Below are 15258 nucleotides of genomic sequence, written 5' to 3'. Positions count from 1 at the left end.
CCGCTGCCTTCGGGGATCATGCCCCGGAGGCAGCACGGAGACGATGACATGCTGAAGCGACGACGCCTGCTCTTCTCGCTGCTAGCCATCCTGCCTGTCATCGCCATCTTCGCCTTTGTCCGGGTCTACCCGATCAGCGAGATTCTTCGGCTGAGCCTGCACAAGTGGGACATCCTGTCGAAGAAGAAGCCGTTCATCGGACTCAGGAATTTCCAGGAGCTGCTGGGCGACCGGCTGTTCCACGAGGCGCTCTTCAACACCTCGATCATCGCCTTCGGCGTGCTGCTGATCACCATTCCGCTGTCGCTGGTGATCGCCGCGCTGATTTTCCACCGCACCCGCTCGCGCTTTGCCGCCTTCTACGAGACGGCGGTGTTCATCCCGCACGTGGTGTCGCTGGTGCCCGCCGCCATGGCGTGGAAATGGATTTTTGACGCGCGGCTCGGGCCGCTTAACGCGTTCCTGTCGCTGTTCGGGGTCAAGCCGATGTCGTGGCTGTTCGACCCGGTGCTGTCGATCATCTGCGTCATCGTGCTCTGCTCCTGGCAGGCGCTCGGCTTCGCCGTGCTGATCTACCTCGTTGGCTTCAAGAGCCTGCCGGTCTCCGTCTACGAGGCGGCCAAGCTTGATGGCGCCTCCGGGCGGCAGTCATTCTGGCACCTGTCGGTGCCGATGCTGAAGCCGATCACTCTCTATGTCTCGGTGGTGACGCTGGTCTCAGCCTTCAACGTCTACGCCCAGGTCTATGTGCTGGCCTCCGATGCGCAGGGCGCGCCGGGTCGGCAGGTCCGGGTGCTGGTGCTCGATATGCTCGAGAACAGCTTCCGCAATTACCGCGTCGGCTATGCCGCCTCGGAGGCGGTGGTGCTGCTCGCCATCGTGCTGCTGTTGACCTTCGTGCAGTTCAGCCTGCTGCGTGACAAGAGGGCCCCCCGATGAGCACCGACATCGAGAAACATTCCCGTGAAGTCGGCGACCGGACGTTCAAGGCGCGCGCCACCAATCTCGGTATCGACCTGTTCCTCGGGCTGTTCGGGCTGTTGATGATCCTGCCGCTGGTGCTGCTGGTCGCCAATGCCTTCAAGACGCCGCAGGAAATGCTGAGCTGGCCGCCCACCGTCATCCCGGCCCAGCCGACGCTCGCCAATATCGAGGCGGTGCTGGCCGATACGCCGCTGCTGCGCTGGATCTTCAACAGCTTCAGCTTCGCGCTGCTCTCGGCCATCGCGATCCTCATCACCTCGACCATTGCCGGCTACATCCTCGCCAAGTTCCCGTCGCGGGCGATGAGCGTGCTGTTCGCCATCATCCTCGCCACCGCCATCGTGCCGTTCGAGGTCTACATGATCCCGCTCTACTTCCAGGCACAGAGCATGGGGCTGCTCAACTCGGTCTGGGGGCTGCTGCTCGGCTACCTGGTGATGAGCTTCGGCATCTTCCTGATCCGGCAGAACGTCATCCACTCGATCCCCGACGAGCTGCTCGAGGCCGCGCGGATCGATGGCGCCGGCGAGATCTGGATCTTCATCCGCATCGTCGTGCCGCTGCTGCGCGGCGCGCTCGGGGCGCTGTTCGTCCTTGCCTTCTTCCAGGCCTGGACGGCCTTTGCCTGGCCGCTGATCGTCGCCACCACCAAGGACAGCTACACCATCGAGGTCGGCCTCGCGCTGTTCCAGACCGGCTTCACCGTCGACCTCGGCCGATTGAGCGCCGCCTCCGCCATCGTCCTCGTGCCGTCGGTGGCTTTGTTCGTCTTCTTGCGGCGCAACTTCGTTCAAGGCGTCGCCAGCACCGGGCTCAAGGAATGACCGAGTTTTTCGCCGCGGCGCGGCAACGCTATCTCGCCTCCAACGCCGAGACGCTGCTCTGGATGCTGGCGCGGCCGCCTTTGCACGGCGTCTTCGTCAACACCAAGCTGAACCCGCTGACCCTCATCGATTACGCAGCGGTCGACGGCTGGCGCGGGCCTGACCATGTCTATGGCTGGATCCAGGGCCGCGCCCTCGAGGCCATCGTCACCCACGCGGCGGCCTTCGAAAACATCGACCCAGACCTCACCCAGGCCCTCGATACGGCAGGGCGCCGGCTCTACACTGCGCTCGACAAGCTGCGCGCCGCCGATGGGCACGTCTATTTCTGTTACGACCGCGACATGCGCCCGATCCGTTTCGAGGGTGAAGTCTTCGTTCCCCAGACCCAGCCGGCCGACATTTACAGCTTCTCCGACACCTTTGCCGCCAAGGGCCTGGTTGCCGGCGCGGCGCGCTATGCGCCCGCCGATCTGCCGCGCCAGCTCGCGGCGCTGGCAAAGGTGATCGCTGCCATCGAGGATGATCGCTTCCAGATCGACGAGAAGCTGCCGCTGGGGCGCGAGATGCTCGAGGCCGAGGCGGCGGACTTTGGCCCGCGCATGATCATGCTGAGTGCCGGCGCCTTGCTGACCGGCATCGGCCACCGCAATCTCGCCGGCTTCGCCGATCGCTTCATCGCTCATGTCATCGACAACTATTTCGATCCCGCCAGTGGGCTGCTGCGTAACGTGCCGGGCGAGGATCGCTGCAATGTCGGGCACGGCATCGAGTTCGTCGGCTTCGCGCTCGACTACCTTGAGGCCGACGTCGACCCGGAACTGCTGCGCGTGCTGGAGACCATCCTCGTCTCGTCGTTCGACCGCGGCTTTGTGGGGCCCGGCGTGCGGCTGGTGGTGTCGGCGGCGAGCGGCGCACCGATCAGCCCCTATTGCCCCTGGTGGTCGCTGCCCGAAACCATCCGCAGCGCAGCGCTCTGCCACGAGCGCTCGCACAGCGCCGAGAGCCTCCGCGTCTGGCAGAAGGCCGACGAGGTGTTCTTCCGCGACTATTGGCGCCCCGGCACCGGCATTGCCTACCAGTGCCTCACCGACGATGGCCCGATCGACTACGTGCCGGCCACCCCCGATCTCGACCCCGGCTACCACACCGGGCTGAGCCTGCTGGCTGCGATCGATGTGGTCGGTCGCCGGAGCTAGGGGAGGGCACATGCAGCGCAGAGGCATCGCCGTGATCGGCGCCGGCATGGGCATGAAGCCGCATGCGCTGAGCCTGCGTGATCTGGCTGATCGGGTCGAAGTGATCGGTGTGTTCAGTCGCTCGGCCGAGCGCCGCGAGGCGGCCCATGCGGCCTATGGCTTTCCCGTCAGCGACGACCTCGACGCCCTGGTCGGCGATCCGCGGGTCGATGTCGTGCTGGTGCTGACCCCGCCATCGGCGCATCTCGAAATGGTGCGGCTGGCGGCCGCCGCGGGCAAAGCCATCCTGCTGGAAAAGCCCATCGAGCACAGTCCGGCCCGGAGCCGCGAAGTCGTGGCGGTCGCCCGTACCGCCGGTGTCCGGCTCGGCATCGTGCTGCAGAACCGCACCCGCCCCAATGCGCGCCAACTCGGGCGCCGCATCGCTGAGGGAGAGCTGGGCGAACTGGTGACCGCCTCGGCTTCGATCCGCTGGTGGCGAGCCCAATCCTACTATGACGAGCCGGGCCGCGGCACGCTGGCGCGCGACGGCGGCGGCGTGTTGCTGACCCAGGCTATCCACGCGCTCGACCTGTTCCTGAGCCTCACCGGCCCGGTCGCCGAGGTCAGCGCCATGGCCGGCACCTCGCAGACCCACCGGATGGAATGCGAGGACGTGGTCAGTGCCGCGATCCGCTTCGGCAATGGCGCGATCGGTTCGATCGATGCCTCCACTGCCAGCTTCCCGGGGTTCCCCGAACGGCTGGAACTGGTCTTCGACCGGGCCACGGCGGTGATATCAGGTGAAAGCCTGATGCTCTATTGGCGCGATGGCAGCATCGAGGATCACTCTGTCGCTGCCGCCGGCCATGGTGGCGGCGCCGACCCGATGGGCTATTCGCACGCCCGGCACCGCGCCGTGCTCGAGGATTTTCTCGATGCCCTGGACGAGGACCGCGAGCCGTTGGTCACCGGCGAGGAGGCTCTCAAGGTGCATCGGCTGATCGAAGCGATCCTTGCTTCGAGCGCCGAACAGCGCCCGGTCCGGCTGGCTGACCTCGACCGCTGAGCGCAATGCAATTGGGCTCGCGCCGAGGCGGGGCCGAATGTGCCGCTCCGCCATGACACGGCCCTGATGTTACGATCAAAAACCGTGAGTCGTGGGTGCTTCGTGGGGGGTGATGATGGCTGTGCTTCGCATGCTTGCTTTGGCGGCTGTCGCCCTGCTGACGCTGCTCTCGGCGGCGCTGGCGCAACCGGCGCGAGACCTGTTCGGCGCCATGCATTCGCCGACCACCGGACCCGAGGTGCCGGTGGGCAGTTACGCCAAGGGCTGCATCGCCGGTGCGGTGCAATTGCCGACCGATGGGCCGGGCTGGCAGGCGATGCGCCTGTCGCGCGATCGGCGCTGGGGCAGTGCCGAGCTCGTCAGCTATGTCGGGGCGCTCGCCCAATCGGCGGCGCAGGATGGCTGGCCGGGGATACTGGTCGGCGATATGGGGCAGGCGCGCGGCGGGCCGATGGCCAGCGGGCACGCCTCGCATCAGATCGGGCTAGACGTCGACATCTGGTTCGAGCGCATGCCGGATCACCAGCTCAGCGCCGATGAGCGCGAGAGCCTCTCCGCCCGCTCGATGCTGAAGAAGGGCACCCGCGAGATCGACCCCCAGCGCTTCGGCGAAGCGCAGCGCCTGCTGCTCTATCGCGCCGCCGAGCTGCCGGGCGTGGCCCGCATCTTTGTGGCGCCGGGGATCAAGAAATCGCTCTGCGCCGTCACCTGGCGCGACCGCAGCTTTCTGAACAAGATCCGCCCCTGGTACGGCCATGACGACCATTTCCACGTGCGGCTCGACTGCCCGGCGGGCGTCGAGCTCTGCGTCAACCAGGCGCCGGCTCCGGCCGGTGACGGCTGTGGCGCCGAACTCGACTACTGGTTCACCGACGAGCCGTACAAGCCGAGCGACAAGCCACCGGCCCCGCCACTGACCCTCGCCGATCTGCCCAAGGCCTGCACCGCCGTGCTCAAGGCAGACTGAGCTGTCTCGCCGTTATCCCTTGTAGATCGCGGCGATCCTGGCGAAGTCGGCGCGAGCCGCGTCGATGCGGCCGTAGAACAGCGCGACCGTTTCCTTGGCGACCACCGGGCAGCCATTGTCGCCATATTGCTTGGCGGCCCGCGCCAGCTCCTCGAAGCCGGCATAGAACGACACAAACAGCGCCAGGTTCGGCTCGCCCACCGCGATAAATTGGGGAACGGCGGCGGTGTAGATCGGCGTCTCGCGCTGGAAGGCGTCGACCAGCTCATTCACCGTACCACTGCAGCCGGCGGGCTTGTTAGGGTCGCTCGGCATCAGCGTATCGCGCAGCAACTGGGCCCGGGCGAGCACGCCGTCGAGATCGCTCGCTTCGACGCGCAGCGCGTTACCGACCTGCACCAGCGCCTCCTGGTTGCGCCGTACCTGTGTCTCGTCCTGGATGGCGCTCGAGATCGCCAGCACCCCGGCGCCGGTGACGAAGCCGAGCATCGTGCCGATCAGCGTCTGCCACTGTCTGAGCGCATTGAGCCGCCCCTTGGTGCCCAGGGTAAAGACGTCGAAGATGATGATCGCGACCAGGAGCGCGATGACGACGAGCACCAGCAGGACCGCCGTGGAGGTCATCTGCTGCTAACCGAACAGGCCGGGGCCGAGGCGCTGCAGCAGCGCATAGGCCTCGTCATAGGTGGTGGGGACTTCGTCGGTGGGGAGGCCGAAATTCTTCACCAGCATCCCCATCAGCGCGCGGCCGGGCGGGCTGAGCGGAGCCTTGCCGGCCGCCTCGGAAAATGGGCCGCCGGCTTCGGGGTTGGGCGGCACATATTGCGGCGTGGTCTCGGGCCAATCGGCTGCCGGGCGCGGTTCCGTCAGGTTGATGGCGTTGCCGAGGTCGCGCGCTCCGGCATCGCGAGCGGTGAGCGGCGCAAGGCCATAGCGGTTGCAGAGCGTCGCGATGGCGGCGGCGTGGTGCATCGGCGCGTTGATGATCGTTCCGGCCCGGGTGTAGGCGGAGATGGCGATGGCCGGAACCCGCACCCCGAGCCGGTCGAAGGCAAATCCCATCTCGGTATCGGTGAGACCGGCCGGCGGCGTCGCGGCCGGTGGCGGCACGTGGTCATAGGTGCCGCCATGCTCGTCGAAGGTGACCAGCAGCAGCGTGTTGCTGGCATTGGATCCGGTAGGCGAGGCGGAGAGGCGGATCGCCGAATAGACCTCGTGCAGCAGCTTCTCGCCGGCCCGCACATCGGAATTGCCGCCGACCTGCACGGTGACGCCGTCGGCGCCGACGAAATCGAAGGCGGCGACCGGCGGATGCATGTCGTTGTGGTCAAAGATGATGCGCGGCTCGATGAAGGCATAGGCCGGCAGCGTGCCGCCGCCGGCATCGGCATGGAACTGCTGCATGCCGCGAAACCTGGTCTTCCAGTAGGGTTTTAGCGCCGGGCCGTTGATCAGCCCGGTCAGCGAGACGATCTGCGTCTCGTCGAAATACACCGCCCAGGAAATGCCTGCTGCCTCGAGCCGGTTGAAGATGGTCGGCGCAGCATTCAGCTTGGGGTCCATCCATTTGAGATAACTGGCCGCGCCACCGCTGTTGGTGACGAACCCCGACGAGGTCGAGGCGTTGAAGAAGGCGCGGTTGCAGAAGGTCTGCGACGGCACGGCGCAATGCCAGGCGTCATACACCGCAAAGCCGCGGGCCAGCGTGCTGAACACCGGCAGCATGTCGGGGCTGAAGCCGCCCATCACCACGGCACACTCGTCCGGCTCCGGCTGCCGCCCTTCAGTCGCGACGAAGTTGTTGATGTAGTCGGTGACGAAGCCGTTCATGCCCGGCGTAGAGCCGGCGGGCGGCGCGTTGAACGGCGCCGTCATGGCGCTGAAATCGAGCCCGGCATTGCCTGGCGGATCGACCGTGCCGAACAGCTGCGTGTTGACGTGCGGGTATTCCTCGCCCGGGTCCGGCGTCGGGCTCGCCATGATCGCGTCGGTCGAGCCGGCATAGATATGCGCAGCGATATCGCCGCTCGGCGAGGGGTTGGCAAAATCGCCATTGGCCACCCCGTCGAAGCTCTGTCCCTCGGGGATCTGCCCAGGCGGATAGAGGTGGCCCAGGAGGTTATCGAACGAGCGGTTCTCGAACATGATCACCACCAGGTGGTCGAGCGCGGCGGCCGGGGCACCCTTCGCCACCGCCTCGGCGGCCTGGCCCGGCGTGGCGCTCGCTCCGGCCATTGCCGCGGCGCTCAGCTTGAGGAAGTTGCGCCGCGAAGGGCCGGCGGTCTTGCTCAAGGCACGGCTGCCTGGCTGGTGGCGGCGATGGCGAGCTTCCAGCCCTCGGCCGGTGTCTCCGCGAGGTTGAGCCGGGTCACCATGTGGTAGAGCCGGTCGGTATCGCTGCCTGAGGCGGTGCAGAACCGGTCCTGCAGGTAGAAGGGCGGCGTCGCCTGGTAGTAGAGCGTGGCGCTGACGCTGGCCGGCTTGCCGCTGATCTCGCTGAGCGGCACCGCATAGGCGATGCTGTCCGAGCCGCCCGCGACGTAATCCGGGTCGTCGCCGACGCCGACCGAGCCGGCCTCGAGCGCCAGGTCGTCGCCGGCCCCCAGCGCATTGGCGATTTCGACCCGCTGCTCGAGCGGCAGGTAACCGTCGGGCAGCAATCGATTGTCCTTCACCGTCGAGCAGATCGAGAGGAAGCTGGTGGTCAGCTCACCGGAGGGGGACGAGCCGGCGCCGCAGACCGGCGCCGCGCCGCCGGGGGTCGAGACCAGTTCCTGGTAGACCTGCGCCTGCGACTGGCTGGTGATGGTTTCGAAATGCGGCTGGTGCAACCGCTGCTCCGGTACGATGCGGGCCCTGCAATTGGCATCCCACCAATACTCGCCGTCGAGCGGTGTGGCGTTGGCGTCGACCAGCGCACCGGCGGCGTTGGTGCCGCCCGAGCGCCACAACAGCTTGCCGCCGTCATCGAGCACCGAGAACTCGATGAAGGCGCGGCGGAAGCCGACCCCCGAGGGGAACTTGTGGCCGACCTTGTTGGTGACCTTCACCGTGGCGGTGAGCGCCGTATCGCTGACGGCGACGCTGCCCACCGCGATATCGGCGGTGTGCTGCCTCGCCTGATCCAGCATGGCGCCCTCGGTCCACAGCAGCGGATCAGTGCCCTTGCTGCCCAGCATCGGATCGGCGATCGGGATGCCGAGGATATCGGGGAACTGCTGGGCCAGCTTGACCAGGAACACGTTGAGCCCGACCAGCGTGTGCAGCGCGAAATTGTCGCGTGCCTCGAGGTCGATCTTCTCCGGTGCGGTGGCGTTATCGGCCTGCGGGAAGTTCGGATATTCCTGGATGCTGGCGATCTTCGACGTGTAGGGCACGCCATTGGCGTCGCTGGTCGCCATGTGGCAGTCCTGGCAGGAGAGCGGGGTGGTGCCCGCCCCTTGCGGCAGCACTCCGTCGGGTGTCGAGCCGGTGCGGAAGGCGCTGAATGCCCACTCGGGGTAGGTCGTCTGCTCGTAGATGTGAGCAATGATCTTGCCGTCCTGCAGCACCGGCAGGTGCACCGTGTGGCAGGAGCCGCAGACTTCCGACGCGGCGATGGTCGGGTGCTCCTCGGGCGTGATGCCGAGCGCCTGCTTCATCGGCGTGGTCTGCGGCTTGTCGAATGGCCCGATCAGCGAATCCGGCGGGCCGACGAGGAAGCTGCCGGTGAAGGTCTTGGCAAACCCGGTATTGTCGGGGTTGAGCAGCGCCTGCCGCTCGGCGACGCAGGCGTTCTGCGGCGCCGCGAGCAAGTTCTCGGTGACCCGATCGCCCAGCGCCATGCGGTGGCAGGCGGTGCACGAGACCCCGTCACGGGCCAGCATGGCGTATTGGGCGAGGTGCGAGGTGCCGCCCCCCCACGGCAGCGTCTCCAGCACCGAGCGCTCGAAAGTCGAGCACTGCCCGCCCGCCAGCTTGCTATCGATATTGAACTGCCGTTCCCCCGCAATGCCGTGGCAGCCGAGGCAGACCGTCTGCACGGTGTCCGCCGCATCCGGGTGGAAGGTCTGCGTCTCGCTCGCCAGCTGCGCGAAGAAGAACGGGTCGCGCCCGGCGAGCCCCATCGGCGACGAGCGCCAGGTCGCATAGGGCGAGAGGTTCTCGAGCGCATTGCCGTGCGGGTTGGGCTGCGTCATGTCGAACTGCAACCCGGTGCTGCCGGCATCGTGGCAGCCGATGCACTGGCTCGAGGTGAGGAAGGTGTCGGCCGCCGTCGGCCCACCTGCCGCCACCCAGGTATTGTCATAGGTCTGCGATGGCATCGGCTGGACGTTGGCGGCCGGCGGCAGCCCCTCGGCATAGGCCATCAGGTCTTTGACAACACCGGGGTCGGGCGTGCTGAACGGCACCAGCAGGCGCGGCGCGCCGAAATCGGCCTGCGCCGCCGCCTGGTGCTGGGTTGGGGTCGCTGGCGTCGCCGGGTCGTCGACGAAGAAGTTCTGGCTGAGGAACACTGTCGGCGTGCCGGGATGCCCCTCGATATTCGCGGTGGTGGCGAAGGTCAGGTTGTCCTTGGCCGAGGCGTGGCAGTTCATGCAGTATTGGGCAAAGCCCATGTCGGGGATCGAGTTACCAGGCGGCGCCGGCCAGTCCGGCGTCCAGCCGCTCTTGGCACCGAAGCCGTACCAGCCCCAGAACCAGCCATCGAACGAGACGTCAGGCGCGCGGATCATGACGGCCGCGCCGCTGGTGGGGAACAGCTTCATCGGGTCGACGCCGGCGCAGTCGGCGGCCGGGGCCGGATACATCTCCTTGATCATTACCGCTCCAGCCGGCACCGGCGGTGGTACGATGCTCGGATCGGCATCGTCCGAGCGATATTTCTCGAGCCAGGCCAGCATTTCGGGCGAATACCAGATCACCACCGGCGCATGCGTGCCGTGCTCGCTGCCGATCCACTTGCCATCGGCAAGCGTCGCGGTGAACGGCCCGGTATCGCGCACCGTCTTGTCGCGGGCCCAGCCGCGCGATGGATCGCGGTGGCAGTAGTGACCGAGGAAGGCGTCGAGTTTCTTCTCGTAGACGTCGAGTGCGAAGCCGCCGGGGTTGCGGATATCGGCGTCGAGCGAGAGGCAGAGCTCTGGGTCGACCGGCGCCAGCGCCGTCTGCTGCTCGGCCGGGCAGGTACCCGCCACGGCGCCGGCCGCTGACAGCAGTGCCATCGCGAGGCCGCCGACGAGCGTTGCGAGCGAGCGCCTCGGCGCTATGCGCTTCCGTTGCGTGGAGCAGGCCGCCTCGATGGTCACGAGAATCCTCAGCTCGGTTGGGGGATGCCCTCGATCAGTCGTTCGGAGAAGATTTTGGCGATGGTGTAGAGGGACTGCATCGGATTGGCGCCGACCGAGGTCGGGAAGATGCTGCTGTCCATCACGTAGACATTCGGCACCTCGCTGCCATCGGCAGCCCACAACCGGTGGTTGAGCGACACCACGCCCGTGCCGGCCGGCCCCATCTTGTTGGTCGCCTGCAGGTGCGCCGAGGTCAGCACATTGCGGTTGGGGATGAACTTGAGGTTTTCATCGATCAGGTCGGCCTGCTTGATGTCGGTGAAATAGGTGCCGACCATCGGATCGAAATTTTCGCCCCCGAGCACGTTCTCGTTCGAGGGGATGATCACCTTCTTGGCGCCGGCGAGGAACATCATCCGAACGCCGATGGCGACCCCGATGCGGAACCGTGCCTTGTCGCTGTCGCTGAGCGTGTATTCGAGCACCGTGTCGCCGGTCGCATCGAGCACCACGCGGTTGTCTTCGGATGGCGTATCGACCAGCATGCAGCCAAAGCCGACATAATTGTTGAACCGCGCCATCTCCTCGTAGACCTGCTTGCCGCTGCCCGGCACCAGCAGCGCGCCATAGGCCGGCAGCCCGGCCATGGTCTCGTAAATGAAGCCGGGCGAGGCGCCGAACGACGAGACGTAGGTGGCGCTGTCGAGCCCATCGAGCAGGTCGATGACCTTGTCGAACAGCCCGAGCAACGGCACCGATGGGTGAAGGATCAGTCCGCGGCCGATTTTGTCATTGGCGACCTTGGGGTTGGCCTTGGCGGTGTTGAGCAGCACCCGTGTCGTGCCGATGGTGCCGGCCGAGACCACGATGGTCTCGGCCGCGATGCTCACCGGCACGTCGGGTGGAATGCCGAGCTTTGACGGGTCGACCACCGTATTGCCGTAGTCGGTCCATGGCGCCGTCATGTGCAGGGTGACGCCGGTGGCGCGCGTACCGGTCGCATCGAAGACGATCTCGTCAACCGTCGCGTCCGGAATGATGCCGAGCGGGTTGGCGGTGTCGGCAATGGCTGGGTAGAGCAGCTGCCGGGCGGCATCGAGCTTGTCGTTCACTGGTGACGGCGAGGCACCGACCGGGAAGCGGTTGAGATGATAGAGCGAGGGGTCGGCGCCATAGGCGGCGGCGCCGTCCCACAGCGCCTGGTTGTCGCTGTTGAGCTCGCTCTCGGCCAGCGTGCGGGTCCCGATCGCCTGGCGCACCCACTCATAGGCGGTGGCGAGCCGCTCGGTCGAATAGTAGGTGCCGTCCATTAAGCCGTCGGCGATCCAGCCATTGATGCGGGTCTGCACCGTGGATTCGAGTGGCGAGAAGGCGAGGTCGATATTGACGGCCGAGCCGCCGCCCAGCGTCTCGCCGCTACGGATCACCACCGCATTGTCGGCGGTAAAGGACTGGTCGCCCTTGTACATCAGCCGCGGGTAGCTGCGCGTCGTCATCGAACCCCAGACGACGAACGGCCCCTTCTCGATCAGCACCACCCGCTTGCCGGCCGCCTGCAGCTGGCTGGCGACGGTGGCGCCGCCCGGCCCGCTGCCGATCACCAGATACTCGATCGGCCCGTCGGCATGGCTGATGGTCTTGCTCGCCGCGTCATAGGTCAGCCGGCTGGGTGCGATCGCCGGCGCGTTGAGCATCGAATAGAAATCGGGCCGGCTGACGAAAACCGGCGGGGCGAGGAAGTTGCTGAGCGGCTGCGCCAGCGGCAGGTCCCAGATCGAGGAGAGGTAGGCTTCGCGCAGGATCGAGGCGATCTGCGTCGAGACCGGCCCCGCCGTGCCTTCGAACAAATACGAGTAGAACGGTGTTCTCTGCGCCGGATCCATCGCGCCGAAGCCGCCCGGGGTGGTGATGAAGGCCTGCACCGCCGGATCGCTCGACGCCTTCAGCTCGGCATAGAACGGCAGCGCCTGCGGTTCGGTGAACCCGGCGAGCAGTTGCGCCACCGGCGAGGCCTCGAAGCCTGAAAGCATCGCCTTGCTGACTTCGGCGGCGATCTCGGCGATGGATTTGGCCGCATCGGGCGGCAGCCCCAGTTCGGCCTGCGGGAACCACAGGTCGAACAGGGCATCGTGGGTTTTCTCGATTGCTGCCGCGGCGGGCGCCGACTGCGCCCAGACCGGAGACGAGGCGATTGCCGCCACGGCCGCGGCCAGCGACGCCATGAATTGACGCCGGTCCAATCCGGCAGGGCGGAAGGCAGAACTATCAGCCACGAGCCAACCCCTCAGATGACTACTCGGCGAAGTCAGGATTTACGCTGCCAGTCGTGCCGTCAATTCACGTTTCTACTAGAATGCGAAGGACTTATTCGGAGTGCGGGCAGCATCCGTTCGGGGAGTAATCACGGTGGCGGCGGCGACAGGATGGCCAGCGGCTCGATATCACCGATGGTGTGGATCGAGCCGTGATAGCCCGGCTCATATGGCAGCCCCGGCCGGTTGTCGGGATAGACCAGCAACTGGCAGGTGATGGCCTCGATCGGGAAGCCGTCCCTCAGTTGCGTGCACAGCTCCTGGTTGAGCGTTTCCCAATAGGGATTTTTGGCAGGATCGACCGCATCCATGAACTTCAGCGCATGGCTGCGCAGGTCTTCGTAATTCGGGATATCGGCTTCGGCGATGCCGCTGTTGTAGCGGTAATGGAAATACATGTTCATCGTCTGCCCGCCCTGGTTCTGGGTCTTGTACCCCGGCACCTCGAACAGGAACTCGCGCTTGATGGCGGGGCCGTCCGCCGATTGCGCCAACGCCGGCAACCCCGCTGCCACTACGGGAGTAACCAGGATAATCCATGCTAGTCTCTGAAACCGCATCGATGACATCTTGCCCTCGTCGGATAACTAGGGATCACCGAGCCTAACTCCCGCAAGCTGACAGAACGCCCACAGCCGGGAGCCGACCGGGGCAATCGCATATGATGGCGCTGACCACCTCTAGCCTTCTCCCACAAGGGGAGAAGGCACCCCAACTACTATCAGCGCTTGCCCTGCCGGACCTGGGGCGACACGCCTGCCGCTACCCCCGCCGGTTGGTGCTGCGGAAACCGCTGGGCGACACGCCTTCGCGCTGGGCGAAGATGCGCGAGAAGTAGAAGGCGTCTTCGAAGCCGGTCTGGTGGGCAATCGCCTCGATGCCGGCATTGCTGATCGCCAGCATCTCCTTGGCCCGGTCGAGCCGCAAACGCAGCTGGAACGCTTTGGGCGGTACGCCCGTGGCGGCGATGAACTTCCGCCTCAGCGTCGCCGGCGACATGCCGAACTCCGCGGCGAAGCGGGTCAGGTCGACGGTCTCGAAGGCCCGCTTACGCAGCGTTTCGATCGCCGGGGCGATGGGGTGTTCGGCGCGCTCGCGCCGCTCGATCAGGCTCTGCTGCGCCGCAGTGAGCGCGATGCGCTGCATGCGGGCGCCGGCCGAGGCGCGGGCGAGGTGCGTGTCGTCGCCCATCTCCACCCGCAACAGCGCGAACAGCCGCTGCATTTCACCAAGCTCGTGCAGTTGCAGCAGCGGTTGGCGCGGCTCGATCAAGGCGCTGGCCAGCACGTCGTTGGCGATCCGTCCTTCGAACAGCGCCCATTGCTCGTCCCAGTCGGTGCCGTCATCCGGCCCATAGGAATGCGCCATTCCCGGCCAGAGCCAGAAGATGGCCGGCGCTGTCACAACCTGGCTGCCGCTCGACGCGGTGTGCAACCGGCCGCGGCCACGTTCGACCATCACCACGGCGAACAGCTCGAGCTTCCGATTCTCGATCTGCGTCGAGATCCGGTGCGCCCCGTATTCGAGCACCCCGAGCAGCGGCGCGGTGCCGGGAATATGTGGGCGATAGGCGGCGACGGAAAAGTTAGCCATGAGCGAAAAGTCCAGATGGTGCTTTTGTCTATGGTGGCGCTGTCGTTCATACCATAGCGATACTGCATCACCAGTCGTTCCAACGGATGATCGAAATGTCAAGTTCCGTGGCTGCGGAGCGGCCTGCCGCTTCGTCCATGCCGACGCTGCATGCCAATGGCCAGACCCTGTCCTCGGCGGCCAACCGCATGGGCTACCTGACGCCGACCAGTGCGACCACCAGCCTCGTTGAGATGCGGCGGCAGTACGAGGAGCAGGGCTACCTGTTCATCAAGGGGTTCCTCGACCGGCAGGACGTCATCGATTTCCGTGGCTGGGTGTTCGAGCAGCTGGCGGCCGGCCGGCTGACCGAGCCGGGCACCGATTTCGCCGCCGGCATTTCCGCCTCGCGCTCACCCGACAAGGCCTGGCTCGATCGCCGCCTGATGTCGCTGGTGCGCTCGACCGCCTATGAGGGCTTCTGCGCCCAGCCGCGCCTCGCCCGTTTCATGGACGCCTTCCTCGACGGGCTCTCCTACCTGCATAAGCGCAAGATCATGCGCTTCACCCAGCCCGGCACCACGACAGTGACGCCGGCGCACTACGACCTGGTCTACCTGCGGGGCGGCACCAGCCGCATCGTCACCGCCTGGATCCCGATCGGCGACACCTCGATTGCCATGGGCGGGCTGACCTATCTCGAAGGCTCGCACCGCATCGGCAGCGACATGGAAGCCAAGTTCCAGATCGAGGGGCTGGACCTGACGCCGGAGGAGCGGATCAGCGCCTACAACAAGAACATGACCGAAGGCGGCTGGGTCTCCAAGGATCTGCCTGACATGGCCGAGCGCTTCGATACCCGCTGGCTGGTCGCCGACTACGAGGCCGGCGACGTCATGCTGCACAGCCCGTTCATGATCCACGCCTCGACCACCAACCAGGATCCCGAGCGGCGGATCAGGCTCTCGACCGACATCCGCTACCAGAACGTCGACGACGAGATCGACGCCCGCTGGAACAACCACTGGAGCCTCAACGACATGCTCTGAAGGCGCTTCAGCAGCCTGTCCGCTCACCCCCCC

12 protein-coding genes are annotated in these 15258 nt (G+C 66.3%); 6 read left to right on the top strand and 6 right to left on the bottom strand.

What is annotated here, in order from left to right; genetic code table 11:
• Positions 1-48: 48 nt before the first annotated feature.
• From ACSQ23_RS03230 to mepA, 5 genes are all read left to right on the top strand, one after another.
• Complete coding sequence (locus ACSQ23_RS03230; RefSeq protein ID WP_055876378.1) at positions 49-939, top strand: carbohydrate ABC transporter permease; 891 nt, start codon at positions 49-51, stop codon at positions 937-939.
• Positions 936-1808, top strand: a complete 873-nt coding sequence (locus ACSQ23_RS03225; RefSeq protein WP_436089693.1) for a carbohydrate ABC transporter permease — start codon at positions 936-938, stop codon at positions 1806-1808. The genes ACSQ23_RS03230 and ACSQ23_RS03225 overlap by 4 nt, the downstream gene beginning before the upstream one ends.
• Positions 1805-3007: a hypothetical protein gene (locus ACSQ23_RS03220; RefSeq protein ID WP_436089692.1), complete on the top strand. Its 1203-nt coding sequence runs from the start codon at positions 1805-1807 to the stop codon at positions 3005-3007. The genes ACSQ23_RS03225 and ACSQ23_RS03220 overlap by 4 nt, the downstream gene beginning before the upstream one ends.
• Positions 3008-3017: 10 nt before the next feature.
• Positions 3018-4055 carry a Gfo/Idh/MocA family protein gene (locus tag ACSQ23_RS03215; protein ID WP_436089691.1) on the top strand — a complete coding sequence of 346 codons (1038 nt, stop codon included), beginning with the start codon at positions 3018-3020 and terminating at the stop codon, positions 4053-4055.
• Between the two features lie 115 nt (positions 4056-4170).
• A complete protein-coding gene (gene mepA, locus ACSQ23_RS03210) occupies positions 4171-5022 on the top strand; it encodes a penicillin-insensitive murein endopeptidase (protein WP_082527952.1) in 852 nt (283 codons plus the stop codon).
• A 12-nt stretch (positions 5023-5034) separates the two neighbouring features.
• Here the strand turns inward: mepA and ACSQ23_RS03205 are convergent, their stop codons facing one another.
• From ACSQ23_RS03205 to ACSQ23_RS03180, 6 genes are all read right to left on the bottom strand, one after another.
• Positions 5035-5646, bottom strand: a complete 612-nt coding sequence (locus ACSQ23_RS03205; RefSeq protein ID WP_436089690.1) for a hypothetical protein — start codon at positions 5644-5646, stop codon at positions 5035-5037.
• A gap of 6 nt (positions 5647-5652) precedes the next feature.
• Positions 5653-7314, bottom strand: coding sequence for an alkaline phosphatase family protein (locus ACSQ23_RS03200; RefSeq protein WP_436089689.1), 1662 nt, complete (start codon positions 7312-7314; stop codon positions 5653-5655).
• Positions 7311-10226, bottom strand: coding sequence for a hypothetical protein (locus tag ACSQ23_RS03195; protein WP_436089688.1), 2916 nt, complete (start codon positions 10224-10226; stop codon positions 7311-7313). The genes ACSQ23_RS03200 and ACSQ23_RS03195 overlap by 4 nt, the downstream gene beginning before the upstream one ends.
• Before the next feature lie 92 nt (positions 10227-10318).
• Positions 10319-12514: a GMC family oxidoreductase N-terminal domain-containing protein gene (locus ACSQ23_RS03190; protein WP_436089687.1), complete on the bottom strand. Its 2196-nt coding sequence runs from the start codon at positions 12512-12514 to the stop codon at positions 10319-10321.
• Positions 12515-12693: 179 nt separating this feature from the next.
• Positions 12694-13164, bottom strand: a complete 471-nt coding sequence (locus ACSQ23_RS03185; RefSeq protein WP_436089686.1) for a hypothetical protein — start codon at positions 13162-13164, stop codon at positions 12694-12696.
• A 202-nt stretch (positions 13165-13366) separates the two neighbouring features.
• Positions 13367-14197 carry a helix-turn-helix domain-containing protein gene (locus ACSQ23_RS03180; RefSeq protein ID WP_436089685.1) on the bottom strand — a complete coding sequence of 277 codons (831 nt, stop codon included), beginning with the start codon at positions 14195-14197 and terminating at the stop codon, positions 13367-13369.
• Positions 14198-14292: 95 nt separating this feature from the next.
• On the opposite strand from ACSQ23_RS03180, the gene ACSQ23_RS03175 reads away from it, so the two are divergent.
• Positions 14293-15225, top strand: coding sequence for a phytanoyl-CoA dioxygenase family protein (locus ACSQ23_RS03175; RefSeq protein ID WP_436089684.1), 933 nt, complete (start codon positions 14293-14295; stop codon positions 15223-15225).
• Positions 15226-15258 lie beyond the last annotated feature (33 nt).

The organism is Devosia sp. LjRoot16 (genome assembly GCF_964252795.1).
GTDB lineage: Bacteria > Pseudomonadota > Alphaproteobacteria > Rhizobiales > Devosiaceae > Devosia_A.
Note: the sequence above shows the minus strand (reverse complement) of the source record. Positions and strands in the feature narration are given on the sequence as shown.